The organism is Bacillus sp. FSL K6-2841 (assembly GCF_037976435.1).
Taxonomy (GTDB): domain Bacteria; phylum Bacillota; class Bacilli; order Bacillales; family Bacillaceae; genus Bacillus; species Bacillus pumilus.
In genome coordinates this window covers 128,697-153,537 of sequence record NZ_CP150266.1, presented here as the reverse complement: position 1 = coordinate 153,537, position 24,841 = coordinate 128,697, and the positions used below count along the sequence as shown (strand labels likewise).

Genomic DNA, 24,841 nt, shown 5'->3' with positions numbered 1-24,841 from the left:
GCTATGTGATTAAACTAATTCAATGACAGCCATTGGTGCGCCATCGCCGCGACGAGGTCCAAGCTTCATGATACGAGTGTATCCACCTTGGCGATCTTCGTAGCGAGTTGCAACGTCAGCGAATAATTTTTGAAGTGCATCTTGGTTTGTTTCAGCGTTAGCTACTTCATTACGAATGTAAGCTGCAGCTTGACGGCGAGCATGAAGATCTCCGCGTTTGCCAAGAGTGATCATTTTTTCAACTACAGAGCGAAGTTCTTTCGCACGTGTTTCAGTTGTTTCGATGCGTTCGTTGATGATCAAATCAGTCGTTAGGTCACGAAGCATTGCTTTACGTTGTGCACTAGTGCGTCCTAGCTTTCTGTATGCCATGTGATGTCCCCTCCTTAGTTAGAGAATGCTGTATGAATAAAAAACACACGAAAATCCTAGTTCACAATGAAACTAGTCAATCGTCTTTACGAAGACCCAGTCCAAGTTCTTCTAGTTTCGCTTTCACTTCTTCAAGAGATTTACGTCCAAGGTTACGAACTTTCATCATATCCTCTTCTGTCTTGTTAGCAAGCTCTTGAACAGTATTAATACCCGCACGCTTCAAACAGTTGTAAGAACGAACAGAAAGATCAAGCTCTTCAATTGTCATTTCAAGCACTTTTTCTTTTTGGTCTTCTTCTTTCTCAACCATAATTTCAGCATGCTGAGCTTCGTCAGTTAACCCAACGAAAATATTCAGGTGTTCAGTTAAAATCTTAGAACCTAGAGCGATCGCTTCTTTCGGTCCTGTGCTTCCATCAGTCCATACATCTAGTGTTAATTTATCATAGTTTGTGATTTGCCCAACACGGGTGTTCTCCACTTGATAAGTCACACGAGATACAGGTGTATAGATTGAGTCGATCGGAATCACACCGATTGGCTGATCGTCTCTTTTGTTTGCATCAGCAGGATTATACCCGCGACCTCTTTGTGCAGTTAAGCGAACACGGAAGCTCGCATTCTTGCCAAGAGTTGCGATGTGGAGATCTGGATTTAAGATTTCAATATCGCTGTCGTGTGTAATATCAGCAGCTGTTACAGTACCTTCATCTTGTACATCAATTTCAAGCGTCTTCTCTTCTTCAGAGTAGATTTTGAGTGCAAGCTTTTTAATGTTTAAGATAATCGTTGTAACATCTTCAACCACGCCTTCGATCGTTGAGAATTCGTGTAAGACACCATCTATCTGGATCGATGTTACAGCTGCACCAGGAAGTGAGGATAAAAGGATACGACGAAGGGAGTTCCCTAAAGTGGTACCATATCCACGCTCAAGTGGCTCTACGACAAACTTGCCATACTTGGCATCGTCGCTGATTTCAACCGTTTCGATTTTTGGTTTTTCAATTTCGATCATCTAATAAAACCCTCCTTCAAAACGTCGAAACCTCGAATAGAATCATATGAGATTCCATCCGAAATTCCTCATTGTTTAGTCCCGTATGTGCTCAGGCAACGAGTCGTGTATTCGTCTCATAAATAACTGTATCATAACCCATTATTGACAGGGACACAAAATCTATACAAACAAATTACACGCGGCGACGTTTTGGTGGACGGCATCCGTTATGAGGAACTGGAGTTACGTCTCTGATTGCAGTAACTTCAAGACCTGCAGCTTGAAGTGCACGAATTGCAGCTTCACGACCAGAACCAGGACCTTTAACAGTTACTTCAAGTGTTTTAAGACCATGTTCGATAGAACCTTTAGCAGCAGTTTCAGCAGCCATTTGTGCAGCGAAAGGAGTAGATTTACGAGAACCTCTGAATCCTAATGCACCAGCACTTGACCAAGAAATTGCGTTTCCATGAACATCAGTAATCGTTACAATCGTGTTGTTGAAAGTGGAACGGATATGAGCGATTCCAGCTTCAATATTCTTTTTCACGCGACGTTTACGCGTATTTTGTTTACGAGCAGCAGCCATTCTTTAACTACCTCCTTTACTTATTTTTTCTTGTTAGCTACAGTACGACGCGGACCTTTACGAGTACGCGCGTTGTTTTTTGTGTTTTGTCCACGAACAGGAAGTCCTCTACGATGACGGATTCCGCGGTAGCTTCCGATTTCAATTAGACGCTTAATGTTAAGTGAAACTTCACGACGAAGGTCACCTTCTACTTTAAGTTTGTCAATGATATCACGGATTTTACCAAGTTCGTCTTCAGTTAGATCGCGAACGCGAGTGTCTTCAGAAACACCTGCTTCTTTAAGGACTTGTTGCGCAGTCGTACGACCAATTCCAAAAACATATGTTAAAGAAATGACAACACGTTTATCACGTGGAATATCTACACCAGCAATACGAGCCATGATTTGGGCACCTCCTTGTTATTAGCCTTGTTTTTGTTTATGTTTTGGGTTTTCACAGATCACCATTACTTTTCCTTTTCTGCGAATAACCTTACATTTTTCACAGATAGGTTTAACAGATGGTCTCACTTTCATGTGTTTCCAACCTCCTTCTTCCGGAGTTGCTTTATTTGTAACGGTACGTAATTCTACCACGAGTTAAGTCATATGGAGATAATTCTACCGTAACTTTGTCTCCAGGTAAAATGCGAATGAAGTGCATACGGATTTTTCCTGATACATGAGCCAAAACTGTATGACCATTCTCTAGTTCAACTTTGAACATTGCATTTGGCAAAGTTTCTGCTACAGTACCTTCCACTTCAATTACATCGTCTTTCGCCATTCAAGTGTTCTCCCTTCTTCAAATCAGTAACTTGCTCTCTGACAAATGTCCAAATGAGTTCATCTCAATTGTCCATCTATCACCCGACCTGTTTTGAATATACTGTTCTGAACTTCCGGAGATACGCAACCATAAAGGTTATATGATTGATATTTTTTCTTAGGAGAATGAAATTTACGCTTTTCTCCGTCTGCGATTAGTACATGGCAGCCACCGAACATGCCGATGACACCTGTATACTGATCTTGTTCTTTCCTTTGGACTATACAGACAACCTGCCCGATTTGGGCCTGAAAGGCTTCAGTGAAGACCTAAATCTTAGTCAGTATATCAAAACCTGTATCTGTAATCGCAATCGTATGCTCAAAGTGAGCACACTTTTTCCCATCAACCGTTACAACCGTCCAGTTATCAGCCAATGTTTTCACATATCGGCTGCCTGCGTTCACCATCGGTTCGATGGCCAACACCATTCCAGGTTTTAGCCGCGGGCCTTTGTTGGGCGGACCATAATGAGGAATTTGAGGGTCCTCATGAAGATCCTGTCCGACCCCATGTCCAACATATTCTCTAACAACTGAGAAATTCTCGTTTTCTACATACGTTTGTATGGCATGGGAAATGTTTGACAGACGTTCGCCTGGCTTTGCTTCCTGTAAGCCTTTATATAGAGATTCCTCTGTGACTTCCAGTAGTTTGCGGTCTTCATCGCTGATTACCCCAACTGGATAAGTCCAAGCAGAGTCACCATGATAGCCATTTAACTTCGCGCCAATATCGATACTAATGATGTCACCATCACGTAAAACCCGTTTACCAGGAATACCGTGAACGAGTTCTTCATTCACCGAAACGCAAATGCTCCCGCGAAAACCATTATACCCTTTAAAAGATGGGATTGCACCCTGCTTTGTAATAAAACGTTCGGCAATTTGATCCAATTCTTTTGTCGAAATACCTGGTTTTATATGTTTCTTCAGCTCTTCATGAGTCAGTGCGACAATGCGTCCAGCTTCTCTCATAATCTCAAGCTCGCGAGGAGTTTTACAGATAATCATTTATTTAATCCCCCAAGCAGGTCCTTGATATCTGCATATACATCGTTAATGTGTTTTGCACCGTCAATGTTTGCAAGATATCCTTTTTCTGAATAGAAGTTCAGTAAAGGTTCAGTCTGCTTTAAGTTTACTTCAAGTCTAGTCGAAACGGTTTCTGCATTATCATCTGCACGTTGATAAAGCTCGCCTCCACACTTATCGCAAACATTTTCTTTCGCAGGTGGATTGAATACTAAATGATATGTTGCTCCGCAATTTTTGCAAATTCTTCGGCCAGTCAGACGCTCCATCAAAGCATCTTTATCGACTTTAATATTAATGACATAATCAATCGTTCTGCCAAGGTCCTTTAGAATGTCTTCTAAAGCTTCAGCCTGAGCGACTGTTCGCGGAAATCCGTCCAGAAGAAAACCTTGCTCACAATCATTTTTGCCAAGTCTTTCTCTAACAATACCGATTGTGACCTCATCAGGAACAAGCTCTCCTTTATCGATAAAGGATTTTGCTTCGAGCCCAAGTTGTGTCTCCTCTTTCATAGCAGCGCGGAACATATCTCCTGTTGAGATATGAGGGATCCCATAATCATCAACAATTCGTTCTGCCTGAGTGCCTTTACCAGCACCCGGAAGCCCCATTAAGACTAAGTTCATTTCGGATTTCCCCTTCCTTACTTAGAGAGGTTGGGCAGGAGCCCAGCCCTCTGTTTTATTTCATAAATCCACGGTAGTTTCGTTTCACTAATTGGCTTTCAAGCTGTTTCATTGTTTCAAGTGCAACACCTACAACAATGAGAAGACTTGTGCCGCCAATTTGTGCAGCGGAAGGTAATCCAGCGAATTGAATGAAAAAGATAGGAAGTATTGAAATCACGGCTAAGAAAATGGCGCCCACAAACGTGAGTCGGTACAAAATGCTCGTAATTCTATCTTGAGTCATTTTCCCTGGACGAACTCCCGGGATATAGCCACCCTGCTTTTGCAGATTTTCAGCCATTTGTTCAGGATTCACTTGGACAAAGGCATAAAAATATGTGAAAGCAACAATCAGTGCTACATAAATCGTCATACCGATTGGCTTAGTATAGTCAAAGTTGTTGGTTATCCAAGTTGTCACATTATTGGTTCCGAAGAACGATGCGACCGTCTGCGGAGTAATAATGAATGAAACGGCAAAGATGACTGGAATCACCCCTGCTGGATTCACTTTCAATGGAAGATGCGTTGCTTGACTAGCAGACATTTGTGCACGGCCAGTTCCTTTTGAATATTGAATCGCAATCTTTCTCACTGCCATTTGAATGTAAATAACACCGATAACAATGACAAGGATAGCAATGACAATAAGGGCAATTTTCAGGATTTGCATGAACAGCTGTCCATCTCCACCTACAAACTGCTGAGCGTACACTTGTTTTAATGTTTGAGGGATACCTGCGATGATACCGGCAAAGATAATAATCGAAATACCGTTACCAACGCCGTGAGCAGTAATCTGCTCTCCCAGCCACATTAAAAATGCTGTTCCCGCAGTGAGTACGACCGCAATTAAGAGGTACGTTGAAACACCTGGGTTTTCAATCAGCATGCCTCCTGCCATATTATTGAATCCATATGACATTCCTAACGCCTGGATAAAACCTAGAACAATTGTAAAATACCTTGTGAATTGTGCTAATTTTCGGCGGCCAACCTCTCCTTGCTTTGACCACTCAGTGAACTTCGGAACAACATCCATCTGCAAGAGCTGAATGATGATCGAAGCAGTGATATACGGCATAATCCCCATTGCAAGAATGGAGAATTGGAAAAGTGCCCCGCCCCCAAACGTGTTGAGGATCCCGAAAACACTCATTTGATCCTGTGCCTGGAGAACTTCGGCGTTCACATTAGGCACAGGGATGAAAGCACCTATACGAAAGACGATTAACATTAAAAGAGTGAATATAATCTTATTCCGTATATCTTTCACGCGCATAAAATTGGAGATTGTCTTAAACAAGTTAGATCACCTCGGCTGTACCGCCAGCAGCTTCAATCGCTTCTTTAGCAGAAGCAGAGAATTTATTGGCTTTTACAGTTAATTTTTTATCTAATTTACCGTTGCCAAGAATTTTTACTCCTGCTTTTAACTTGCTTATTGCACCAGTCTCTAGAAGAAGTTCAGGAGTTACTTCCGTTCCTTCGTCAAAACTGTTTAATCTGTCTAAGTTGATTACCGCGTAATCTTTACGGTTGATGTTTGTAAAACCACGTTTTGGAAGACGTTGGAATAAAGGCATCTGACCACCTTCGAATCCAGGGCGTACACCGCCGCCAGAACGAGCGTTTTGACCTTTATGACCTTTACCAGAAGTTTTACCGTTACCTGATCCTATACCACGACCAACACGGTTGCGTTCTTTACGTGAACCTTCTGAAGGCTTCAATTCATGAAGTTTCATTTGGGCACCTCCTTATCGATTAAAAATGTTTTATTGTTCTTTAACAGAAACTAAATGAGACACCTTGTTAATCATGCCGCGGATCGCTGCATTGTCTTCATGTACGACTGTTTGGTTTGTTTTCTTTAGACCAAGAGTTCGAACAGTGACACGCTGATCTTCTGGGCGACCGATTACACTGCGTTTGAGGGTAATTTCTAATTTATTTGCCATTATTGTTCCCTCCTTATCCTAACAGGTCTTCTACAGATTTTCCACGAAGCTTCGCAACATCTTCAGCACGTTTAAGTTCACTTAAACCCTGAAGTGTTGCGCGGATCATGTTGATCGGTGTATTAGAACCTAGAGATTTAGAAAGGATATCAGCTAGACCAGCAAGCTCAAGAACCGCACGCACTGGGCCTCCAGCGATAACTCCTGTACCTTCTGAAGCAGGCTTCAATAGAACGTTTCCTGCACCGAATCGACCGATGATTTCATGTGGAATTGTAGTTCCAACCATTGGTACTTCAATTAAATTCTTTTTCGCATCTTCAACAGCTTTGCGGATCGCTTCTGGTACTTCTTGTGCTTTACCAGTACCGAAACCTACATGACCGTTTTTGTCACCGACAACAACTAAAGCTGCAAAACGGAAACGACGTCCACCTTTAACAACTTTCGCTACGCGGTTAACCGTAACTAAGCGTTCTTCTAACTCTAATTTGCTTTGGTCAATACGACTCATTCGGATGTGTCCCTCCTTCTTTTATTAAAATTTAAGTCCAGCCTCACGAGCAGCTTCAGCTAGAGCTTTTACACGTCCATGATATAAGTATCCTCCGCGGTCAAATACCACGTTAGAAATTCCTTTTTCAACAGCACGTTTTGCAACAAGTTCGCCAACTTTAGTAGCAGCTGCAGCGTCAGAACTATTCTCGATCTTTAACTCTTTATCAAGAGTAGAAGCACTTACAAGTGTTACACCGTTAACATCATCAATTACTTGAGCGTAGATGTTCTTGTTAGAACGGAAAACGTTAAGGCGAGGTCTTTCAGCAGTACCTGAAAGTTTCGCACGAACACGAGCGTGTCTTTTAAGACGAGTAGCGTTTTTGCTAGTTTTCGTAATCATCCGAGTCACTCCTTTCTTCACATTAAGCGATCTTACTTACCAGTTTTTCCTTCTTTACGGCGAACGAATTCACCTTCGTAACGAATTCCTTTACCTTTGTAAGGCTCTGGAGAACGGACAGCGCGGATGTTAGAAGCTAGAGCTCCCACACGCTCTTTATCGATACCTTTAACGACTACTTTCGTTTGAGATGGAACTTCGACTTCAACTCCAGCCTCAGGAACGATTTCAACTGGATGAGAGTATCCAACGTTAAGAACAAGTTTGTTTCCAGATTTAGCTGCACGGTAACCGACACCGATAAGTTCTAAACCTCTTTCGAAACCTTTAGATACACCTTCAACCATGTTTGCAATTAAGCTACGTGTTGTACCATGTAAAGCACGGTGTTCTTTATGATCAGACGGACGGCTTACAGTTAAGACGCTGTCCTCAATTTTAATTTCCATATCAGGGTGAAATGTACGAGTTAGTTCACCTTTTGGTCCCTTTACTGTCACTGTGTTATCGTTGTTTGTCACAGTAACTCCTGAAGGGATCTCGATTAGTTTTTTACCTATACGAGACATACCAAGCACCTCCATTCATCTTAAACTTTTTTTACCATACGTAAGCAAGTACTTCTCCACCAGCTTGTTTAGCACGGGCTTCTTTGTCCGATAAAACACCTTGTGATGTAGAAATAATTGCGATTCCAAGTCCGTTAAGTACACGTGGTACTTCATTTGATTTCGCATATACACGTAAACCAGGTTTACTGATTCTTTTTAGACCAGTGATAACACGTTCGTTGTTTTGGCCATATTTAAGGAACATACGGATAATTCCTTGTTTGCTGTCTTCAACATATTCAACGTCACGGATAAAACCTTCACGCTTTAAGATTTCAGCAATTTCTCTTTTGATTTTTGAAGCCGGTACTTCTAGCTTCTCATGACGTACCATGTTCGCATTGCGAATACGAGTCAGCAAATCTGCAATCGGATCTGTCATAACCATTATTTAATAACCTCCTTCCCATTTATGGGGATTACCAGCTGGCTTTTTTAACGCCAGGAATTTGTCCTTTATATGCAAGTTCGCGGAAACAAATACGGCAAAGTTTAAACTTGCGAATTACTGAATGTGGACGTCCACAACGTTCGCAGCGCGTATACTCTTGAACTTTAAACTTTTGTTTGCGTTGTTGTTTCGCAATCATAGACTTTTTAGCCACGATTTCGCCTCCCTTTCATTGATTATTTCTGGAACGGCATACCTACTTGAGTTAATAACTCACGTGCTTCTTCGTCCGTATTGGCAGTCGTAACGATAACGATATCCATACCGCGGACTTTTGTTACTTTATCGTAATCAATTTCTGGGAAGATTAACTGTTCTTTAATACCAAGCGTGTAGTTTCCACGACCGTCGAAAGATTTCTTAGAAATCCCGCGGAAGTCACGTACACGTGGTAAAGATACAGAAATAAGTTTATCAAGGAAATCGTACATGCGCTCTCCGCGAAGTGTTACTTTCGCACCGATTGGCATTCCTTCACGTAGACGGAATCCAGCAATAGACTTCTTCGCACGAGTAACGACAGGTTTTTGACCAGCGATAAACGTTAATTCTTCAACAGCAGTATCGATTGCTTTAGCGTTTTGAACGGCGTCACCAACACCCATGTTGATCACGATTTTTTCGATTTTTGGCACCTGCATTACTGATTTGTATTCAAACTTAGAAACTAATGCAGGTGTAATTTCTTTTACATACTTTTCTTTAAGGCGGTTCATGAGAAAGACCTCCCTTCCTTATTTACTATTTATCTAGAACTTGCCCAGATTTTTTCGCTACACGGACTTTCTTTCCGTCCTCAACTTTATACCCAACACGTGTCACTTCACCCGTTTTAGGATCAAGCGGCATAACGTTTGATACGTGGATCGGCGCTTCTTGTTCAGAAATTCCGCCCTGAGGGTTAGCTTGGGTTGGTTTAGAGTGTTTTTTCACAAGGTTAATACCTTCTACTAAAACACGGTCATTCTTAGGGAAAGCAGCAAGGATGACTCCTTGTTTACCTTTATCTTTACCAGAGATAACCACTACTTTATCGCCCTTTTTAACATGCATTTAATCGCACCTCCTTGAGTCGCGGATTGTATTCATTAAAGTACTTCTGGTGCTAGAGAAACAATTTTCATATAGTTGTTTTCACGAAGTTCACGTGCTACTGGTCCGAAGATACGAGTTCCACGTGGGCTCTTGTCGTCACGGATAATGACACATGCATTTTCATCAAAGCTGATGTAAGATCCATCGTTTCTGCGAGCTCCGCTCTTTGTACGAACGATAACTGCTTTCACAACTTCACCTTTTTTGACAACGCCTCCTGGTGTTGCTTGTTTAACCGTACAAACAATGACATCACCGATGTTAGCCGTCTTACGTCCAGAGCCACCAAGAACTTTAATCGTTAGTACTTCGCGTGCGCCAGAGTTGTCAGCTACTTTTAAACGAGTCTCCTGTTGAATCATTAATGTTACCTCCTTTCGGAAAAAGAAATCCGAACTTTATTAGATAATAACGGCTTCTTCGACAACTTCAACTAGACGAAAGCGTTTAGTCGCAGATAAAGGACGAGTTTCCATCACCTTTACGATGTCTCCGATTTTTGCTTGGTTGTTTTCATCATGTGCTTTTAACTTTTTAGAGTATCTTACACGTTTGCCATAAAGTGAATGCTTTTTGTATGTTTCAACTACAACAGTGATGGTTTTATCCATTTTGTCAGAAACAACACGACCTTGATACACTTTACGTTGGTTACGTTCGCTCATGTTTGCGGGGCCTCCCCTCTAATTATTATTTATTAGCAGCGATTTCTCTTTGACGAATCACAGTTTTCATGCGTGCGATTGATTTACGCACTTCACGAATGCGAGCAGTGTTTTCAAGCTGCCCAGTCGCTAATTGGAAACGAAGATTGAAAAGTTCTTCTTTAAGAGACTTTACTTTTTGTTCAATTTCAGCAGTGGTAAGGTCACGAATTTCATTAGCTTTCATTTGATTCACCACCAATTTCTTCACGTTTTACGAACTTCGTTTTAATTGGCAATTTGTGAGATGCAAGACGAAGAGCTTCACGAGCAACTTCTTCAGACACACCAGAAATTTCAAATAAAACTTTGCCCGGTTTTACTACAGCTACCCATCCTTCTGGAGCACCTTTACCGGAACCCATGCGGACTTCTAGAGGTTTTGCTGTGTATGGCTTAGAAGGGAAAATTTTAATCCAAACTTTACCGCCACGTTTCATGTAACGAGTCATAGCAATACGAGCAGCTTCGATTTGACGGTTTGTGATCCAAGAAGCTTCTAGAGCTTGGATACCGTACTCACCGAAATGTACTTCAGTACCACCTTTTGCACGACCACGCATTTTTCCACGATGTTCTCTGCGATACTTCACGCGTTTTGGCAATAACATATTATTTTCCTCCTTCCGCAGTATTCTTCTTAGTTGGAAGGACTTCTCCACGATAGATCCATACTTTTACGCCAAGCTTACCATAAGTAGTGTCAGCTTCAGCAGTAGCATAGTCGATGTCAGCACGAAGTGTGTGCAACGGAACAGTACCTTCACTGTAATATTCAGAACGAGCAATATCTGCACCGCCAAGACGACCAGAAACCATTGTTTTGATTCCTTGTGCTCCAGCACGCATTGTGCGTTGGATTGTTTGTTTTTGTGCACGACGGAATGAAATACGATTTTCAAGTTGACGAGCGATGTTTTCAGCAACTAGCTGAGCATCAAGATCTGCTCTTTTGATTTCAAGGATGTTGATGTGTACACGTTTGCCAGTTAGGCTGTTAAGAGCTTTACGAAGTGCTTCAACTTCAGATCCGCCTTTACCAATTACCATACCTGGTTTAGCCGTGTGGATTGTGATATTTACGCGGTTTGCAGCACGTTCGATTTCTACTTTAGAAACAGACGCGTCAGACAAACGCTTGCTGATGAATTCACGGATTTTCAAGTCTTCATGTAAGAAGTCAGCGTAATCTTTTCCTGCGAACCATTTAGATTCCCAATCACGAATGACGCCAATACGAAGACCTACTGGATTTACCTTTTGACCCACGGATTATCCCTCCTTCTTTTCTGATACAACGATTGTAATGTGGCTAGTACGTTTGTTAATTGCGCTCGCACGACCCATAGCACGTGGACGGAATCTCTTAAGTGTTGGACCTTCGTCAACGAATGCTTGTGAAATCACTAGGCTGTTAGCGTCCAACTCGTAGTTGTGCTCAGCGTTTGCGATAGCAGATTTTAATACTTTTTCAATAATTGGTGAAGCAGCCTTAGGTGTAAGGTTTAAGATAGAAACTGCTTCTCCTACTTGCTTACCTCGGATCAGGTCCATTACTAGACGTGCTTTACGAGGAGCAATACGGACTGTTCTTGCGACAGCTTTAGCTTGCATTTAAAAGCCTCCTCTCATTAGCGTCTTGTTTTTTTATCGTCACTAGCATGACCTTTGTAAGTACGGCTTGGTGCGAATTCGCCCAATTTGTGACCTACCATATCTTCAGAAATGAAAACAGGTACATGTTTGCGTCCATCATAGACAGCGATTGTGTGACCGATGAATTGTGGGAAAATTGTAGAACGACGAGACCAAGTTTTTACGACTTGCTTTTTGTCAGTTTCATTCAATTTCTCGACTTTAGCCATCAAATGATCATCAACAAATGGTCCTTTTTTTAAGCTGCGAGCCATTGTGGAACCTCCCTTCGTGATTGAACTACGGTCCTAAATGAACCGTAGACAACCCCGTTACTTGTTTTTACGACGACGTACAATGAATTTATCAGACTTGTTGGTTTTCTTACGAGTCTTGAATCCAAGAGTCGGTTTGCCCCATGGAGACATTGGTGATTTACGTCCGATTGGAGCGCGTCCTTCACCACCACCGTGTGGGTGATCGTTAGGGTTCATTACAGAACCACGAACTGTTGGGCGTACGCCTTTCCAGCGTGAACGTCCAGCTTTACCGATGTTAATTAATTCGTGTTGCTCGTTTCCAACTTGACCGATAGTCGCACGGCAAGCAGAAAGAATCATACGAACTTCTCCTGAGTTCAAACGTACAAGAACGTATTTACCTTCTTTACCAAGAACTTGAGCAGAAGTACCAGCAGAACGAACTAATTGTCCACCTTTACCTGGTTTTAATTCAATGTTATGCACAACTGTACCAACTGGGATGTTGATAAGTGGAAGAGCGTTACCTGGTTTGATGTCAGATTCTGGTCCAGAAGTAACTTCAGTACCAACTTGGATTCCTTTCGGAGCAAGAATGTAACGTTTCTCACCATCTGCATAGTTTACAAGAGCGATGTTCGCTGAACGGTTTGGATCATACTCGATTGTAGCAACGCGTCCAGGTATACCGTCTTTATCACGCTTAAAGTCGATGATACGGTATTGACGTTTATGACCGCCACCTTGATGACGAACAGTCATTCTACCTTGGTTGTTACGTCCGCCTTTTCTGTGAAGCGGCGCAAGCAACGATTTTTCTGGTTTGTCAGTCGTGATTTCAGCAAAATCTGAAGTAGTCATGCCACGACGACCATTACTGGTTGGTTTATACTTTTTAATCGCCATTTTGAATTTCCCTCCTTCTTTTTAAGATTTACGCTTCAAAAATTTCGATTTCTTTGCTGTCAGCAGTTAATTTCACGATCGCTTTTCTGCGACGGCTAGTCATACCAGTGTAGCGTCCAACGCGTTTAGATTTTCCTTTGTAGTTTTGAACGTTGACTTTCTCAACTTTCACTCCAAAGATTTCTTCAACAGCATCTTTCACTTCTGTTTTGTTAGCTCTGACATCAACTTCGAACGTGTACTTCTTCTCTGTCATTAGATCAGCAGAACGTTCAGTAATGATAGGGCGCTTTAGAACATCACGAGGATCTTTCATTATGCAAGTCCCTCCTCTACTTTTTCAACCGCTGCTTTAGTGATCAGAAGTTTCTCGTGGTTGACAACGTCAAGAACGTTGATACCGTTAGCTTCAACAACTGTTACTCCAGGGATGTTACGAGCAGATAAAGCAACTGTTTCGTTTGCATCCGCAGTGACAATCAACGCTTTCTTCTCGACAGATAATCCCTTAAGGATGCCTGCGAATTCTTTCGTTTTCACTGCATCAAGAGTCAGATCTTCAAGAACGATGATGTTGTTGTCGATTACTTTAGAAGACAATACTGACTTGATAGCCAAGCGGCGAACTTTTTTAGGTAATTTATAAGAATAGCTGCGTGGTGTTGGACCGAATACGATACCGCCTCCGCGCCATTGTGGTGAACGGATAGAACCTTGACGAGCACGACCAGTACCCTTCTGTCTCCAAGGCTTACGACCTCCGCCACGTACTTCAGAACGAGTTTTTACTTTGTGAGTTCCTTGACGTAAGGAAGCTCTTTGCATAAGAATAGCATCGAATACTACGCTTTCGTTTGGCTCAATTCCAAACACAGAAGCGTTTAATTCGATTTCACCGTTAGTAGAACCGTTTTGGTTAAATAATGCTACTTTTGGCATGACTTGTTTCCTCCTTTCCTAAGAGAGTTATTTAGATTTAACTGCACTCTTTACAGTTACTAGAGATTTTTTAGCTCCTGGTACATTTCCTTTGATCAATAGAAGATTGCGTTCTGCATCAACTTTAACGATCTCAAGGTTTTGGACAGTGATTTGCTCTCCGCCCATACGACCTGGAAGAAGTTTACCTTTGAATACTCGGTTTGGATCAACAGGTCCCATTGAACCAGGACGACGGTGATAACGTGAACCGTGAGTCATTGGTCCGCGTGATTGTCCGTGGCGCTTGATAGCCCCTTGGAATCCTTTACCTTTTGATGTTCCTGTTACATCTACGATATCTCCATTTGCGAAAATATCAACTTTGACTTCCTGACCAACTTCATACGCATCTAACTCCGCACCGCGTAATTCTTTTACGAAGCGCTTAGGAGCAGTTTCCGCTTTAGCAACGTGGCCCTTCTCTGGTTTGTTAGAAAGCTTTTCACGTTTGTCGTCAAAACCGATTTGGATTGCTTCATAGCCATCCGTGTCAGTAGTCTTCTTTTGAAGAACAACGTTAGCAGCAGCCTCAACAACAGTTACAGGGATAAGATCACCGTTTTCTGCGAATACTTGCGTCATACCAATTTTTCTACCTAAGATTCCTTTGGTCATTAGTCACACCTCCTATAATATGTGTTTTCTATTTGAATTAAAGTTTGATTTCGATATCTACACCAGATGGTAAATCTAAACGCATAAGTGCATCAACTGTTTGTGGAGTTGGATTCACGATGTCGATTAGACGTTTGTGAGTACGCATCTCAAATTGCTCACGAGAATCTTTGTACTTATGCACCGCACGAAGGATTGTGTAAACTGATTTTTCAGTTGGAAGCGGAATTGGACCAGATACACTAGCACCAGAACGCTTAGCCGTTTCAACAATCTTCTCAGCAGATTGATCAAGAATTCTATGATCATATGCTTTTAAACGAATACGAATTTTTTGTTTTGCCATTATTTTCCCTCCTTTTCGCCTACTTACGTTAGACAGTTCTCCGTGAGAAAAACCTGATCACCTTGCCATGGCAAAGCGGCCGGGTGTGTCAGCAACCTCTCACTTCATCGCAGTCAAAGACCAACATGCACTATTGTACCAAATTGGCCTGCGTGTTGCAATAATAAATCGGATAAATTTATGATTTGCACACTTTTCATATTATACAGGGGTTGAACCTATAAATCAAGCTTTCCCTGAAGATGATGTACAGCAGTCTTTTTTATGGTACGAATAAATTCTTCTGGTTCTTCTAGATGCGGGGAATGTGCAGATTCTTTAAAGGTGAACCATTCTTTGATTGGTGCTGTTAATTTCTCAACATATGGTTTTGATACAGCAGCTGGTGTAATCATGTCATATTCACCAATGATAAAGTAACAAGGTATTAATATAGTAGAAACTCGGTATTCAATGCTCTCATTCATCAATTCATCCCATAGCATGTCCTGACTAAGCTTCTGTCCTTTCAGGAAATTCCACTTATCTTTGAGCTGATATGTCTTACTAAAAAGAAACCCGCGCAGCATTTGAATCAGCGGCCTCCACTTGTGTGTGAAACCTACGCTTCCGAGCTCTTTATATAGAGAGAACAGAGCATGAGCTGATATTCGTTTCCACGGAGGAGGCGTCAGTAATCGCAAACACCATGTAAACAACCGATTACGATGGTATTTCTTCAAAAGAAGCTCGTACGACACAATATCCTCTTTTAATACATCTACTACCTGACTAATTCCATAATAAGCATGATATAAATCTGGGCGTTTATGTACTGCTTGTATGGCGATTAATGACCCCCATGAATATCCGGCGATGTACAGTTTTGATTGACCTAGATATGAAAGGACCTTCTCTGTGAGTTCAATCGTATCTTCAATAAATTGCTGAATGGTCATGGAGCTATCGGGGAGATTCTTTTGATAGGAAAGTCCCGCACCTCGCTGATCCCAATGAACCACTGTAAAATCCCGATTAAGCCCCTCATGAAACGAATCAATATAACTGATTTGAGCGGAGCCAGGCCCACCGTGTACAAATAATAGAACAGGCTTCGTTTCACTTGTGTGATCTTCTTTGATCATAATCCATTGATCAACTCCGCCGATTAACCATTTCTTCAAATATGTCTTCGCCATTCCAGTGATCCTCTCGGTTCCATTTATATTCTATAGCTTATAGTAGCCGTTCTGATCTGGAAAAGCAAAAAAAGAGACCCTTTTGCAAGGAGTCTCTTTTATATGTTTTATTACTTAATGATAGTTGAAACGACGCCAGAACCTACAGTACGTCCACCCTCACGGATAGAGAAACGAGTTCCTTCTTCGATAGCGATAGTAGAGATAAGTTCAACTTCCATCTCAGTGTTATCGCCAGGCATTACCATTTCAGTACCTTCTGGAAGATGTACGATACCAGTTACGTCAGTTGTACGGAAGTAGAACTGCGGACGGTAGTTAGCGAAGAATGGAGTATGACGTCCACCCTCTTCTTTAGAAAGTACATAAACTTCAGCTTTGAAACGGCTATGTGGAGTGATTGTACCTGGTTTAGCAAGTACTTGACCACGTTGGATATCTTCACGAGATACACCACGAAGTAATGCACCGATGTTGTCACCAGCTTCAGCATAGTCAAGAAGCTTACGGAACATTTCAACACCTGTAACAGTTGTTTTACCATTGTCTTCTTGAAGACCGATGATTTCAACTTCGTCGCCGACTTTAACTTGTCCACGCTCAACACGACCAGTAGCAACTGTTCCACGACCAGTGATTGAGAATACGTCCTCAACTGGCATCATGAATGGCTTGTCAGTGTCACGCTCTGGAGTTGGGATGTACTCATCAACCGCGTCCATAAGTTCAAAGATTTTTGCTTCGTAATCAGCATCTCCTTCAAGAGCTTTAAGAGCAGAACCTTTGATAACTGGAACATCGTCACCAGGGAAGTCATAGTCAGAAAGAAGGTCACGAACTTCCATTTCAACAAGTTCAAGTAACTCTTCATCGTCAACCATGTCACATTTGTTAAGGAATACTACGATGTATGGTACACCTACGTTACGAGAAAGTAGGATGTGCTCACGTGTTTGTGGCATTGGACCATCAGCAGCAGATACTACTAAGATCGCGCCGTCCATTTGAGCAGCACCAGTGATCATGTTTTTAACGTAGTCAGCGTGTCCTGGGCAGTCTACGTGTGCATAGTGACGAGTGTCTGTTTCATACTCGACGTGTGAAGTTGAGATTGTGATTCCACGCTCGCGCTCTTCTGGAGCACCATCGATTTGGTCATATCCCATAGCTGATCCTTTACCAGACTTCTTATGAAGAACTGTTGAGATAGCAGCAGTTAGAGTTGTTTTACCATGGTCAACGTGTCCAATTGTACCAATGTTAGCATGCGATTTGGAACGGTCGAATTTTTCTTTAGCCATTCTAAAAATCCTCCTTAAAGGTTCATTGTATTTGGTATAGAGTGATAGAAAGTGAAGAGTTACCTCTCACTTTCTGATCTTCAATAGTAGTTATACTTTAGTTTAAAGGCAAAATCAATTATTCACCTTTATTTTTTTTGATGATTTCTTCACTAATGCTCTTAGGCACTTCTTCGTAGTGATCCATGTGCATAGTGAAAGTACCGCGTCCTTGTGTGTTAGAACGGAGTGAAGTTGCATATCCGAACATTTCAGAAAGTGGAACCATTGCGCGAACAACTTGAGCGTTACCGCGAGCTTCCATACCTTCTACACGTCCACGACGAGATGTGATATCACCCATGATGTCTCCCATGTATTCTTCAGGGATAACGACTTCCACTTTCATCATTGGCTCAAGTAGAACTGGGTTACATTTGCTAACAGCATTTTTCAATGCCATAGATGCAGCAATTTTAAACGCCATTTCGTTCGAGTCAACATCGTGGTAAGATCCATCAAATAATTTAGCTTTGATGTCGATTAATGGGAATCCAGCTAATACACCATTTTCAAGTGAATCTTCAAGACCTGCTTGAATAGCTGGAATGTATTCACGAGGAACAACCCCACCGACGATTGCATTTTGAAATTCGAAGCCTGCGCCTTCTTCGTTTGGTTCGAATTCGATCCAAACGTGTCCGAACTGACCACGTCCACCAGACTGACGTACGAATTTACCTTCAACTTTTGCACCAGAACGGAATGTTTCACGGTACGCAACTTGAGGAGCTCCTACGTTAGCTTCAACCTTGAACTCACGCTTCATACGGTCAACAATGATATCAAGGTGAAGCTCACCCATACCAGAGATGATCGTTTGACCAGTTTCAGGGTTTGTTTGTGTACGGAATGTAGGATCCTCTTCAGCTAGTTTAGCTAAAGCGATACCCATTTTATCTTGGTCAGCCTTTGATTTAGGCTCGATTGCTACATCGATAACTGGCTCTGGGAATTCCATAGACTCAAGGATAACAGTATCTTTCTCGTCACAAAGAGTGTCACCAGTAGATGTATCTTTAAGACCAACAGCTGCTGCGATATCCCCTGCATATACAGTAGAGATTTCTTCACGGCTGTTTGCGTGCATTTGAAGGATACGTCCAACACGCTCACGCTTGTTCTTAGAAGAGTTCTTCACGTATGAACCTGAAGCAAGTGTTCCAGAGTATACGCGGAAGAAAGTTAGTTTCCCAACATAAGGGTCAGTCATAACTTTAAATGCAAGAGCTGCGAATGGTGCGTCATCAGTAGACTCACGAACAACCTCTTCATTTGAATCTGGCAAGATACCTTTGATTGCAGCAACATCAGTTGGTGCAGGAAGGTAATCAAGCACAGCATCAAGGACAAGCTGAACACCTTTGTTTTTGAAAGCAGATCCAACAAGAACTGGGTAGAATTCAACATTCAACGTTCCTTTACGGATTGCAGCTTTCAATTCAGGAATTGTAATTTCTTCACCCTCAAGGTATTTTTCCATAAGCTCTTCATCAAGCTCAGCGACAGCTTCAATAAGGCTGTTGCGAAGCTCTTCAGCTTTGTCTTTATACTCAGCAGGGATTTCTTGTGCATCAGAGCGAGTTCCAAGGTCATCTTCGTAGAAGTATGCTACGTTATCTACAAGGTCGATGATTCCTTCGAATTGATCTTCAGCGCCGATCGGCAATTGAATTGCATGAGCGTTCGCTTGAAGACGATCTCTTAATGTGCTTACAGAGTAAAGGAAGTCCGCACCGGTTTTATCCATTTTGTTAACGAATACGATACGAGGTACTCCGTAAGTTGTTGCTTGGCGCCAAACTGTTTCAGTTTGTGGCTCTACACCTGATTGTGCATCAAGAACTGCTACCGCACCATCAAGTACACGTAAAGAACGTTCAACTTCAACAGTGAAGTCTACGTGTCCTGGTGTATCGATGATGTTTACACGGTAACCTTTCCATTGTGCTGTAGTAGCAGCAGAAGTGATTGTAATACCACGTTCTTGCTCCTGCTCCATCCAGTCCATTTGGGAAGCTCCTTCGTGAGTTTCACCAATTTTATGGATACGACCAGTGTAGTATAAGATACGCTCAGTCGTTGTCGTTTTACCGGCATCGATGTGAGCCATGATACCAATATTACGAGTCTTGTCTAAGGAGAACTCTCTTGCCATTGGGTAATTTCTCCTTCCTTATTAGGGAATAGTTTTTTTAGTTTGGTATAAATCCTACCAGCGGTAGTGAGCGAATGCTTTGTTCGCTTCTGCCATTTTGTGTGTATCTTCACGTTTCTTAACAGCAGCACCAGTGTTGTTAGCTGCGTCAAGGATTTCGTTAGCAAGACGCTCTTCCATCGTTTTTTCTCCACGAAGACGAGCGTAGTTTACTAACCAGCGAAGACCTAAAGTAGTACGACGGTCTGGGCGAACTTCTACAGGAACTTGGTAGTTAGCTCCACCTACACGACGTGCTTTAACTTCAAGAACTGGCATGATGTTTTTCAAGGCTTGTTCGAAAACCTCCATCGCTTCATTACCAGTACGTTCTTTGATGATATCAAATGACTTGTAGAGAATTGTTTGTGACTTTCCTCTTTTACCGTCGATCATCATTTTGTTGATCAAACGAGATACAAGTTTAGAATTGTAAATTGGATCTGGCAATACGTCTCTTTTTGCTACAGGACCTTTACGTGGCATCTGATAGCCTCCCTTCTCATTTAAAAGGATTTCTATCTGTCTCTCATCTCAATATCATTGTCAGTTGCCTGACTCCACTGATCTGATATCAACTTCTAAAAACCCTTATGTTTGTTTGTATTATTTGCTTTGTTTAGGGCGTTTTGTTCCGTATTTAGAACGTCCTTGCATACGACCGTCAACTCCGGCAGTATCAAGCGCACCACGAACGATGTGGTAACGTACACCCGGTAAGTCTTTTACACGTCCGCCACGGATAAGTACTACACTGTGCTCTTGTAGATTATGTCCGATACCAGGAATGTAAGCTGTTACCTCAATCAGGTTAGACAAACGTACACGAGCATATTTACGTAGTGCTGAGTTTGGTTTTTTCGGTGTCATTGTACCGACACGAGTACAAACCCCGCGCTTCTGTGGAGATGTTACGTTAGTGTGCTCTTTTTTGAAACTGTTGTATCCTTTGTTAAGTGCAGGAGACTTTGAGTTTTCAACTTTACTCACGCGTCCTTTGCGTATTAGCTGATTAATTGTAGGCATGTTGTTATTCCTCCCTTCGTTGCTTTTTTTATAACCCACATACCCAGGTGGTTCATTAAAAGGCAAAAAACAATGCTTTTGCATTTACACATGCAAAAACAAAACAAGTACGCTATAACATAATGGCAACAGCTGCTGCCCCAACTTCAATTCCGCAGGCTTTGCCGAGCTTTTTCATGGAATCTACCACTAGAATGTCTACACCCTTCTCTTGCGCTAGTTTTGTTACACTAGCTGTTAAAGCAGGATCAGCATCTTTCGCTACGACGATTTCCTTTACTGAATCTCGTTTCAGAGCTTTTACTGTTTGCTTCGTACCAATAATAATGGATTGGGCCTGTGATACTTTATCATAAGACATCGAATATCCTCCAAAGTAACAGGTTTTATTTTGAGCACCTTGGTTATATTATCATCATGGCAGAAGGATGTCAATATCATATGACAGATTATCTTGACATCCTTCACCATTTTTTGATGATTTTATAGGAATCTCACGAGAAAGATTACTCTACAGGAACCATATCGTCAGACGGCTGCACTTGTGAAACCGGCTTAACTTTACGGTAGTTTGGCATTCCTGTTCCAGCTGGAACAAGTTTACCGATGATAACATTCTCTTTCAAGCCAAGCAGTTCATCACGTTTTCCTTTGATCGCCGCATCTGTTAGGACACGAGTCGTTTCTTGGAAGGATGCTGCAGACAAGAATGAGTCTGTTTCAAGCGATGCTTTTGTAATACCAAGAAGAACTGGGCGGCCTGTTGCAGGGCGCTTGCCTTCGAATAGTACTTTTTTGTTCGCATCAGTGAATTGATGTACATCAAGAAGTGTGCCTGGTAATACATCTGTATCCCCTGCATCAGCGACACGCACTTTACGAAGCATTTGGCGAACCATTACCTCAACGTGCTTATCTCCGATTTCTACCCCTTGCATACGGTATACTTTTTGTACTTCATGAAGCAGATATTCTTGAACAGCTGTCATGTCAGTCACTTTAAGAAGTTCTTTCGGATCGATCGAACCTTCTGTCAGTACTTGACCACGAGTGACTTTGTCACCTTCAACAACTTTCAGACGTGCATTGTAAGGAGCTGTGTAAGAACGAGTTTCAACGTCGCCTTGAACCACAATTTCCTGCTGCTTGTCACGAACATCGTTAATTTCAGCAACGACACCATCAATTTCAGAAATGGTCGCTTGCCCTTTCGGATTACGCGCTTCAAATAGCTCTTGGATACGAGGTAAACCTTGTGTGATATCGTCTCCTGCTACCCCACCGGTGTGGAACGTACGCATTGTAAGCTGTGTTCCTGGCTCACCGATTGATTGAGCAGCGATGATTCCAACTGCTTCACCGACTTCAACGTCAGTACCAGTTGCAAGGTTACGGCCGTAGCATCGTTTACATACACCATGAGGCGTGTTACATGTAAATGCAGAACGGATCCATACTTCCTCAATTCCTGCTTCAACTACTTCAAGTGCTTTATCTTCATCAATTAGTTCGTTTTCGCCAACAATGACTTCGCCCGTTTCAGGATGAACAATTGGTTTTCTTGCAAAACGTCCAATTAGACGTTCTTCAAGTTTCTCAATAATTTCATTTCCTTCTCTAATGGACTTCGCCAAGATACCACGGTCTGTACCGCAATCTGTTTCACGGATGATAACATCCTGTGCAACGTCGACGAGACGACGCGTGAGGTAACCTGAGTCAGCTGTTTTAAGGGCTGTATCGGCAAGACCTTTACGCGCTCCGTGAGTGGAAATAAAGTATTCCAATACGGTTAAACCTTCACGGAAACTAGATTTGATCGGAAGTTCGATAATACGTCCAGCCGGGTTGGCCATCAGACCACGCATACCAGCCAGCTGAGTGAAGTTAGATGCGTTACCACGCGCTCCAGAGTCACTCATCATGTAGATTGGGTTGACTTCATCAAGGGACTTCATCAGTTTACCTTGGATGACATCTTTAGAAGAACTCCAGATCGAAATGACTCTCTCGTAACGCTCTTCTTCAGTAATCAAACCACGTCTGAATTGCTTCATGACGTTATCTACTTTTGCTTGCGCTTCTTCGAGGATCTTCTGTTTATCATCTAATACGACGATATCAGAAACCCCAACCGTAATACCCGCTTTAGTAGAGTATTTGAAACCAAGATTTTTCATGCGGTCAAGCATTTTAGATGTCTCAGTGATATGGAATCTCTTAAAGATTTCCGCAATGATTTTACCTAAAATACCTTTTTTGAACGGCGCATTGATTTCTTGTTTCTCGATCGCCACTTTGACATCTTCACCTTTTTCAAGGAAGAAGCGGTCAGGCGTTTTTTCTTCAATATTGCTCTTTGTCGGCTCATTCATGTAAGGGAATGATTCCGGTAAGATTTCGTTAAAGATCAATTTTCCAACTGTTGTAATCAACAATTTAGAACGCTGTTCATCAGTGAATGTCACATTCTTCAACGAGTTAGCTGCAACAGCTACACGTGTATGAAGATGCACATACCCATTTTGATAAGCTAGAAGGGCTTCGTTCGTATCTTTGAAGACCATACCTTCTCCGATAGCACCTTTACGCTCAAGTGTAAGGTAGTAGTTACCAAGCACCATATCCTGAGATGGCGTAACAACAGGTTTTCCATCTTTCGGGTTCAAAATGTTTTGAGCAGCAAGCATTAAGATACGAGCTTCAGCTTGAGCCTCAGCAGATAATGGTACGTGAACCGCCATTTGGTCACCGTCAAAGTCAGCGTTGTAGGCTGTACATACAAGTGGATGCAGACGAATTGCGCGTCCTTCCACAAGTGTAGGTTCAAACGCTTGAATACCAAGTCTGTGAAGAGTCGGTGCACGGTTTAGTAAGACTGGGTGCTCGCGAATCACTGATTCTAAAACATCCCATACTTCCGGCTGCACGCGCTCAATTTTACGCTTCGCACTCTTGATGTTGTGAGCTAAACCTTTTTCAACAAGCTCCTTCATCACGAATGGTTTGAATAATTCAAGAGCCATTTCTTTCGGAAGTCCACACTGATACATTTTCAAATGTGGTCCTACGACAATAACGGAACGTCCAGAATAGTCAACACGTTTACCAAGCAAGTTTTGGCGGAAACGTCCTTGTTTCCCTTTCAACATATGAGAAAGAGATTTCAATGGTCTGTTTCCTGGTCCTGTTACTGGTCGGCCTCTACGTCCATTATCAATCAAGGCATCGACAGCTTCTTGAAGCATACGCTTCTCGTTCTGAACGATGATGCTTGGCGCGCCAAGATCTAATAAACGTTTCAGACGATTGTTACGGTTGATGACACGACGATAAAGGTCGTTTAAGTCAGAAGTAGCAAAACGTCCACCATCAAGCTGAACCATTGGACGTAATTCTGGCGGAATAACCGGAAGTACATCAAGAATCATCCATGATGGTTTGTTTCCTGAGTTACGGAAGGCTTCTAGCACTTCAAGGCGTTTAATCGCACGTGTACGACGCTGTCCTTGAGCAGTTTTCAGCTCTTCTTTCAGTGTATCTACTTCTTTGACAAGATCGATATCTTGAAGAAGTTTATTGATTGCTTCTGCACCCATAGCTGCTGAGAATGTATTACCGTATTTATCTAAATAAGCACGGAATTCCTTCTCAGAAAGAAGTTGTTTCTTCTCAAGCGGTGTGTTGCCCGGATCTGTCACAACGTAAGAAGCGAAGTAAATCACTTCTTCTAACGCACGTGGTGACATATCAAGAACAAGACCCATACGGCTTGGGATACCTTTGAAATACCAAATGTGGGAAACTGGGGCAGCCAGTTCAATATGCCCCATTCTCTCACGACGGACTTTTGCCCGTGTTACTTCTACACCACAACGGTCACACACAACACCCTTATAACGAACGCGTTTATACTTTCCACAATGACATTCCCAGTCTTTTTGCGGTCCGAAGATACGTTCACAAAAGAGACCATCCTTTTCAGGTTTCAGTGTACGATAGTTAATCGTTTCAGGCTTTTTCACTTCACCAAAAGACCAAGAACGGATTTTATCAGGTGATGCGAGACCGATGTTCATATACTCAAAATTGTTCACATCTAGCAAGGGGCCTACCTCCCTTTTAATCTTCGGGTTATACCCTAGTCAC

General features: G+C 42.2%; 37 protein-coding genes and 1 pseudogene. All 38 read right to left on the bottom strand.

Annotation, left to right across the window (positions count from 1 at the left end; genetic code table 11):
• Positions 1–9: 9 nt before the first annotated feature.
• Positions 10–372: a 50S ribosomal protein L17 gene (rplQ, locus tag MHH68_RS00880; protein ID WP_003216944.1), complete on the bottom strand. Its 363-nt coding sequence runs from the start codon at positions 370–372 to the stop codon at positions 10–12.
• 76 nt (positions 373–448) lie between these two features.
• Positions 449–1,393 (bottom strand): DNA-directed RNA polymerase subunit alpha, encoded by a 945-nt coding sequence (locus tag MHH68_RS00875; protein WP_003217009.1) that lies wholly within the window; start codon positions 1,391–1,393, stop codon positions 449–451.
• A 175-nt stretch (positions 1,394–1,568) separates the two neighbouring features.
• The gene (rpsK, locus tag MHH68_RS00870) at positions 1,569–1,964 is read right to left on the bottom strand and encodes a 30S ribosomal protein S11 (RefSeq protein ID WP_003217231.1); all 396 of its coding nucleotides are present in this window, start codon (positions 1,962–1,964) and stop codon (positions 1,569–1,571) included.
• Positions 1,965–1,984: 20 nt separating this feature from the next.
• Positions 1,985–2,350 carry a 30S ribosomal protein S13 gene (gene rpsM, locus MHH68_RS00865; protein WP_003217023.1) on the bottom strand — a complete coding sequence of 122 codons (366 nt, stop codon included), beginning with the start codon at positions 2,348–2,350 and terminating at the stop codon, positions 1,985–1,987.
• A 21-nt stretch (positions 2,351–2,371) separates the two neighbouring features.
• Positions 2,372–2,485, bottom strand: a complete 114-nt coding sequence (gene rpmJ / locus MHH68_RS00860; protein WP_003156543.1) for a 50S ribosomal protein L36 — start codon at positions 2,483–2,485, stop codon at positions 2,372–2,374.
• A gap of 31 nt (positions 2,486–2,516) precedes the next feature.
• Complete coding sequence (gene infA, locus MHH68_RS00855; protein WP_003217190.1) at positions 2,517–2,735, bottom strand: translation initiation factor IF-1; 219 nt, start codon at positions 2,733–2,735, stop codon at positions 2,517–2,519.
• Positions 2,713–3,019 (bottom strand): annotated as a pseudogene (locus tag MHH68_RS00850) (RNA-binding protein). Before MHH68_RS00850 ends, infA begins: the two are co-directional and overlap by 23 nt.
• A gap of 27 nt (positions 3,020–3,046) precedes the next feature.
• Positions 3,047–3,793 carry a type I methionyl aminopeptidase gene (map, locus tag MHH68_RS00845; protein ID WP_003217210.1) on the bottom strand — a complete coding sequence of 249 codons (747 nt, stop codon included), beginning with the start codon at positions 3,791–3,793 and terminating at the stop codon, positions 3,047–3,049.
• A complete protein-coding gene (locus MHH68_RS00840; RefSeq protein ID WP_012008711.1) occupies positions 3,790–4,443 on the bottom strand; it encodes an adenylate kinase in 654 nt (217 codons plus the stop codon). Before MHH68_RS00840 ends, map begins: the two co-directional genes overlap by 4 nt.
• Before the next feature lie 55 nt (positions 4,444–4,498).
• Positions 4,499–5,791 (bottom strand): preprotein translocase subunit SecY, encoded by a 1,293-nt coding sequence (gene secY, locus MHH68_RS00835; protein ID WP_012008710.1) that lies wholly within the window; start codon positions 5,789–5,791, stop codon positions 4,499–4,501.
• A gap of 1 nt (position 5,792) precedes the next feature.
• Positions 5,793–6,233: a 50S ribosomal protein L15 gene (rplO, locus tag MHH68_RS00830; protein WP_339164704.1), complete on the bottom strand. Its 441-nt coding sequence runs from the start codon at positions 6,231–6,233 to the stop codon at positions 5,793–5,795.
• Positions 6,234–6,263: 30 nt separating this feature from the next.
• Positions 6,264–6,446 carry a 50S ribosomal protein L30 gene (rpmD, locus tag MHH68_RS00825; RefSeq protein ID WP_003217067.1) on the bottom strand — a complete coding sequence of 61 codons (183 nt, stop codon included), beginning with the start codon at positions 6,444–6,446 and terminating at the stop codon, positions 6,264–6,266.
• A gap of 13 nt (positions 6,447–6,459) precedes the next feature.
• Positions 6,460–6,960 carry a 30S ribosomal protein S5 gene (gene rpsE / locus MHH68_RS00820; protein WP_003217179.1) on the bottom strand — a complete coding sequence of 167 codons (501 nt, stop codon included), beginning with the start codon at positions 6,958–6,960 and terminating at the stop codon, positions 6,460–6,462.
• 24 nt (positions 6,961–6,984) lie between these two features.
• On the bottom strand, positions 6,985–7,347 hold the full coding sequence (rplR, locus tag MHH68_RS00815; protein WP_003216951.1) for a 50S ribosomal protein L18: 363 nt from the start codon (positions 7,345–7,347) through the stop codon (positions 6,985–6,987).
• A gap of 32 nt (positions 7,348–7,379) precedes the next feature.
• Positions 7,380–7,916: a 50S ribosomal protein L6 gene (gene rplF, locus MHH68_RS00810; RefSeq protein ID WP_058015807.1), complete on the bottom strand. Its 537-nt coding sequence runs from the start codon at positions 7,914–7,916 to the stop codon at positions 7,380–7,382.
• Positions 7,917–7,947: 31 nt separating this feature from the next.
• A complete protein-coding gene (gene rpsH, locus MHH68_RS00805) occupies positions 7,948–8,346 on the bottom strand; it encodes a 30S ribosomal protein S8 (protein WP_003217040.1) in 399 nt (132 codons plus the stop codon).
• A 31-nt stretch (positions 8,347–8,377) separates the two neighbouring features.
• Positions 8,378–8,563, bottom strand: coding sequence for a 30S ribosomal protein S14 (gene rpsN, locus MHH68_RS00800; RefSeq protein ID WP_008356542.1), 186 nt, complete (start codon positions 8,561–8,563; stop codon positions 8,378–8,380).
• Between the two features lie 22 nt (positions 8,564–8,585).
• Positions 8,586–9,125 (bottom strand): 50S ribosomal protein L5, encoded by a 540-nt coding sequence (gene rplE, locus MHH68_RS00795; RefSeq protein ID WP_003217159.1) that lies wholly within the window; start codon positions 9,123–9,125, stop codon positions 8,586–8,588.
• A gap of 25 nt (positions 9,126–9,150) precedes the next feature.
• On the bottom strand, positions 9,151–9,462 hold the full coding sequence (rplX, locus tag MHH68_RS00790; RefSeq protein WP_003217151.1) for a 50S ribosomal protein L24: 312 nt from the start codon (positions 9,460–9,462) through the stop codon (positions 9,151–9,153).
• A 35-nt stretch (positions 9,463–9,497) separates the two neighbouring features.
• The gene (rplN, locus tag MHH68_RS00785; protein ID WP_003216882.1) at positions 9,498–9,866 is read right to left on the bottom strand and encodes a 50S ribosomal protein L14; all 369 of its coding nucleotides are present in this window, start codon (positions 9,864–9,866) and stop codon (positions 9,498–9,500) included.
• A gap of 39 nt (positions 9,867–9,905) precedes the next feature.
• The gene (rpsQ, locus tag MHH68_RS00780) at positions 9,906–10,169 is read right to left on the bottom strand and encodes a 30S ribosomal protein S17 (RefSeq protein WP_012008705.1); all 264 of its coding nucleotides are present in this window, start codon (positions 10,167–10,169) and stop codon (positions 9,906–9,908) included.
• A 25-nt stretch (positions 10,170–10,194) separates the two neighbouring features.
• Positions 10,195–10,395: a 50S ribosomal protein L29 gene (gene rpmC / locus MHH68_RS00775; RefSeq protein ID WP_003217155.1), complete on the bottom strand. Its 201-nt coding sequence runs from the start codon at positions 10,393–10,395 to the stop codon at positions 10,195–10,197.
• Complete coding sequence (gene rplP / locus MHH68_RS00770) at positions 10,385–10,819, bottom strand: 50S ribosomal protein L16 (protein ID WP_003156478.1); 435 nt, start codon at positions 10,817–10,819, stop codon at positions 10,385–10,387. Before rplP ends, rpmC begins: the two co-directional genes overlap by 11 nt.
• A 1-nt stretch (position 10,820) precedes the next feature.
• A complete protein-coding gene (gene rpsC, locus MHH68_RS00765) occupies positions 10,821–11,477 on the bottom strand; it encodes a 30S ribosomal protein S3 (protein ID WP_003217241.1) in 657 nt (218 codons plus the stop codon).
• 3 nt (positions 11,478–11,480) lie between these two features.
• The gene (rplV, locus tag MHH68_RS00760) at positions 11,481–11,822 is read right to left on the bottom strand and encodes a 50S ribosomal protein L22 (protein WP_058015806.1); all 342 of its coding nucleotides are present in this window, start codon (positions 11,820–11,822) and stop codon (positions 11,481–11,483) included.
• Positions 11,823–11,839: 17 nt separating this feature from the next.
• Entirely contained in the window at positions 11,840–12,118 is a 279-nt protein-coding gene (gene rpsS / locus MHH68_RS00755; protein ID WP_003216920.1) for a 30S ribosomal protein S19, read from the bottom strand.
• Positions 12,119–12,175: 57 nt separating this feature from the next.
• A complete protein-coding gene (rplB, locus tag MHH68_RS00750; RefSeq protein WP_003217065.1) occupies positions 12,176–13,009 on the bottom strand; it encodes a 50S ribosomal protein L2 in 834 nt (277 codons plus the stop codon).
• A 28-nt stretch (positions 13,010–13,037) separates the two neighbouring features.
• Positions 13,038–13,325, bottom strand: a complete 288-nt coding sequence (rplW, locus tag MHH68_RS00745) for a 50S ribosomal protein L23 (protein WP_003217016.1) — start codon at positions 13,323–13,325, stop codon at positions 13,038–13,040.
• A complete protein-coding gene (rplD, locus tag MHH68_RS00740; protein ID WP_003217216.1) occupies positions 13,325–13,948 on the bottom strand; it encodes a 50S ribosomal protein L4 in 624 nt (207 codons plus the stop codon). Before rplD ends, rplW begins: the two co-directional genes overlap by 1 nt.
• A 27-nt stretch (positions 13,949–13,975) precedes the next feature.
• The gene (gene rplC / locus MHH68_RS00735) at positions 13,976–14,605 is read right to left on the bottom strand and encodes a 50S ribosomal protein L3 (protein WP_012008703.1); all 630 of its coding nucleotides are present in this window, start codon (positions 14,603–14,605) and stop codon (positions 13,976–13,978) included.
• A 37-nt stretch (positions 14,606–14,642) separates the two neighbouring features.
• Complete coding sequence (rpsJ, locus tag MHH68_RS00730) at positions 14,643–14,951, bottom strand: 30S ribosomal protein S10 (RefSeq protein ID WP_003156464.1); 309 nt, start codon at positions 14,949–14,951, stop codon at positions 14,643–14,645.
• A gap of 218 nt (positions 14,952–15,169) precedes the next feature.
• Complete coding sequence (locus MHH68_RS00725) at positions 15,170–16,129, bottom strand: alpha/beta hydrolase (protein WP_339164700.1); 960 nt, start codon at positions 16,127–16,129, stop codon at positions 15,170–15,172.
• Positions 16,130–16,239: 110 nt separating this feature from the next.
• Entirely contained in the window at positions 16,240–17,430 is a 1,191-nt protein-coding gene (tuf, locus tag MHH68_RS00720; RefSeq protein ID WP_058015804.1) for an elongation factor Tu, read from the bottom strand.
• A gap of 118 nt (positions 17,431–17,548) precedes the next feature.
• The gene (gene fusA, locus MHH68_RS00715; protein ID WP_058015803.1) at positions 17,549–19,627 is read right to left on the bottom strand and encodes an elongation factor G; all 2,079 of its coding nucleotides are present in this window, start codon (positions 19,625–19,627) and stop codon (positions 17,549–17,551) included.
• Positions 19,628–19,681: 54 nt separating this feature from the next.
• Positions 19,682–20,152 (bottom strand): 30S ribosomal protein S7, encoded by a 471-nt coding sequence (gene rpsG, locus MHH68_RS00710; RefSeq protein WP_003216884.1) that lies wholly within the window; start codon positions 20,150–20,152, stop codon positions 19,682–19,684.
• Positions 20,153–20,272: 120 nt separating this feature from the next.
• Complete coding sequence (rpsL, locus tag MHH68_RS00705) at positions 20,273–20,692, bottom strand: 30S ribosomal protein S12 (protein WP_003216962.1); 420 nt, start codon at positions 20,690–20,692, stop codon at positions 20,273–20,275.
• A 112-nt stretch (positions 20,693–20,804) separates the two neighbouring features.
• Positions 20,805–21,053, bottom strand: coding sequence for a 50S ribosomal protein L7ae-like protein (locus tag MHH68_RS00700; RefSeq protein WP_003216985.1), 249 nt, complete (start codon positions 21,051–21,053; stop codon positions 20,805–20,807).
• Between the two features lie 145 nt (positions 21,054–21,198).
• Positions 21,199–24,798, bottom strand: coding sequence for a DNA-directed RNA polymerase subunit beta' (gene rpoC, locus MHH68_RS00695; protein WP_061406517.1), 3,600 nt, complete (start codon positions 24,796–24,798; stop codon positions 21,199–21,201).
• Positions 24,799–24,841 lie beyond the last annotated feature (43 nt).

What these genes read in the sequence shown, in the direction of transcription:
- rpsL (WP_003216962.1), bottom strand. Translation starts at nt 20,692, where the DNA reads ATGCCTACAATTAATCAGCTAATACGCAAAGGACGCGTGAGTAAAGTT.
- MHH68_RS00700 (WP_003216985.1), bottom strand. Translation starts at nt 21,053, where the DNA reads ATGTCTTATGATAAAGTATCACAGGCCCAATCCATTATTATTGGTACG.
- rpsH (WP_003217040.1), bottom strand. Translation starts at nt 8,346, where the DNA reads ATGGTTATGACAGATCCGATTGCAGATTTGCTGACTCGTATTCGCAAT.
- rplD (WP_003217216.1), bottom strand. Translation starts at nt 13,948, where the DNA reads ATGCCAAAAGTAGCATTATTTAACCAAAACGGTTCTACTAACGGTGAA.
- rplC (WP_012008703.1), bottom strand. Translation starts at nt 14,605, where the DNA reads ATGACCAAAGGAATCTTAGGTAGAAAAATTGGTATGACGCAAGTATTC.
- rplE (WP_003217159.1), bottom strand. Translation starts at nt 9,125, where the DNA reads ATGAACCGCCTTAAAGAAAAGTATGTAAAAGAAATTACACCTGCATTA.
- rpsE (WP_003217179.1), bottom strand. Translation starts at nt 6,960, where the DNA reads ATGAGTCGTATTGACCAAAGCAAATTAGAGTTAGAAGAACGCTTAGTT.
- rpsM (WP_003217023.1), bottom strand. Translation starts at nt 2,350, where the DNA reads ATGGCTCGTATTGCTGGTGTAGATATTCCACGTGATAAACGTGTTGTC.
- rplR (WP_003216951.1), bottom strand. Translation starts at nt 7,347, where the DNA reads ATGATTACGAAAACTAGCAAAAACGCTACTCGTCTTAAAAGACACGCT.
- rpmD (WP_003217067.1), bottom strand. Translation starts at nt 6,446, where the DNA reads ATGGCAAATAAATTAGAAATTACCCTCAAACGCAGTGTAATCGGTCGC.
- rplW (WP_003217016.1), bottom strand. Translation starts at nt 13,325, where the DNA reads ATGAAAGATCCTCGTGATGTTCTAAAGCGCCCTATCATTACTGAACGT.
- fusA (WP_058015803.1), bottom strand. Translation starts at nt 19,627, where the DNA reads ATGGCAAGAGAGTTCTCCTTAGACAAGACTCGTAATATTGGTATCATG.
- MHH68_RS00875 (WP_003217009.1), bottom strand. Translation starts at nt 1,393, where the DNA reads ATGATCGAAATTGAAAAACCAAAAATCGAAACGGTTGAAATCAGCGAC.
- MHH68_RS00725 (WP_339164700.1), bottom strand. Translation starts at nt 16,129, where the DNA reads ATGGCGAAGACATATTTGAAGAAATGGTTAATCGGCGGAGTTGATCAA.
- rplB (WP_003217065.1), bottom strand. Translation starts at nt 13,009, where the DNA reads ATGGCGATTAAAAAGTATAAACCAACCAGTAATGGTCGTCGTGGCATG.
- rpsQ (WP_012008705.1), bottom strand. Translation starts at nt 10,169, where the DNA reads ATGAGCGAACGTAACCAACGTAAAGTGTATCAAGGTCGTGTTGTTTCT.
- infA (WP_003217190.1), bottom strand. Translation starts at nt 2,735, where the DNA reads ATGGCGAAAGACGATGTAATTGAAGTGGAAGGTACTGTAGCAGAAACT.
- rpsG (WP_003216884.1), bottom strand. Translation starts at nt 20,152, where the DNA reads ATGCCACGTAAAGGTCCTGTAGCAAAAAGAGACGTATTGCCAGATCCA.
- rplQ (WP_003216944.1), bottom strand. Translation starts at nt 372, where the DNA reads ATGGCATACAGAAAGCTAGGACGCACTAGTGCACAACGTAAAGCAATG.
- rplN (WP_003216882.1), bottom strand. Translation starts at nt 9,866, where the DNA reads ATGATTCAACAGGAGACTCGTTTAAAAGTAGCTGACAACTCTGGCGCA.
- tuf (WP_058015804.1), bottom strand. Translation starts at nt 17,430, where the DNA reads ATGGCTAAAGAAAAATTCGACCGTTCCAAATCGCATGCTAACATTGGT.
- MHH68_RS00840 (WP_012008711.1), bottom strand. Translation starts at nt 4,443, where the DNA reads ATGAACTTAGTCTTAATGGGGCTTCCGGGTGCTGGTAAAGGCACTCAG.
- rplV (WP_058015806.1), bottom strand. Translation starts at nt 11,822, where the DNA reads ATGCAAGCTAAAGCTGTCGCAAGAACAGTCCGTATTGCTCCTCGTAAA.
- rpsK (WP_003217231.1), bottom strand. Translation starts at nt 1,964, where the DNA reads ATGGCTGCTGCTCGTAAACAAAATACGCGTAAACGTCGCGTGAAAAAG.
- rplF (WP_058015807.1), bottom strand. Translation starts at nt 7,916, where the DNA reads ATGTCTCGTATAGGTAAAAAACTAATCGAGATCCCTTCAGGAGTTACT.
- rplP (WP_003156478.1), bottom strand. Translation starts at nt 10,819, where the DNA reads ATGTTATTGCCAAAACGCGTGAAGTATCGCAGAGAACATCGTGGAAAA.
- rpmC (WP_003217155.1), bottom strand. Translation starts at nt 10,395, where the DNA reads ATGAAAGCTAATGAAATTCGTGACCTTACCACTGCTGAAATTGAACAA.
- map (WP_003217210.1), bottom strand. Translation starts at nt 3,793, where the DNA reads ATGATTATCTGTAAAACTCCTCGCGAGCTTGAGATTATGAGAGAAGCT.
- rpsJ (WP_003156464.1), bottom strand. Translation starts at nt 14,951, where the DNA reads ATGGCAAAACAAAAAATTCGTATTCGTTTAAAAGCATATGATCATAGA.
- rplX (WP_003217151.1), bottom strand. Translation starts at nt 9,462, where the DNA reads ATGCATGTTAAAAAGGGCGATAAAGTAGTGGTTATCTCTGGTAAAGAT.
- rpmJ (WP_003156543.1), bottom strand. Translation starts at nt 2,485, where the DNA reads ATGAAAGTGAGACCATCTGTTAAACCTATCTGTGAAAAATGTAAGGTT.
- rpsS (WP_003216920.1), bottom strand. Translation starts at nt 12,118, where the DNA reads ATGGCTCGCAGCTTAAAAAAAGGACCATTTGTTGATGATCATTTGATG.
- rplO (WP_339164704.1), bottom strand. Translation starts at nt 6,233, where the DNA reads ATGAAACTTCATGAATTGAAGCCTTCAGAAGGTTCACGTAAAGAACGC.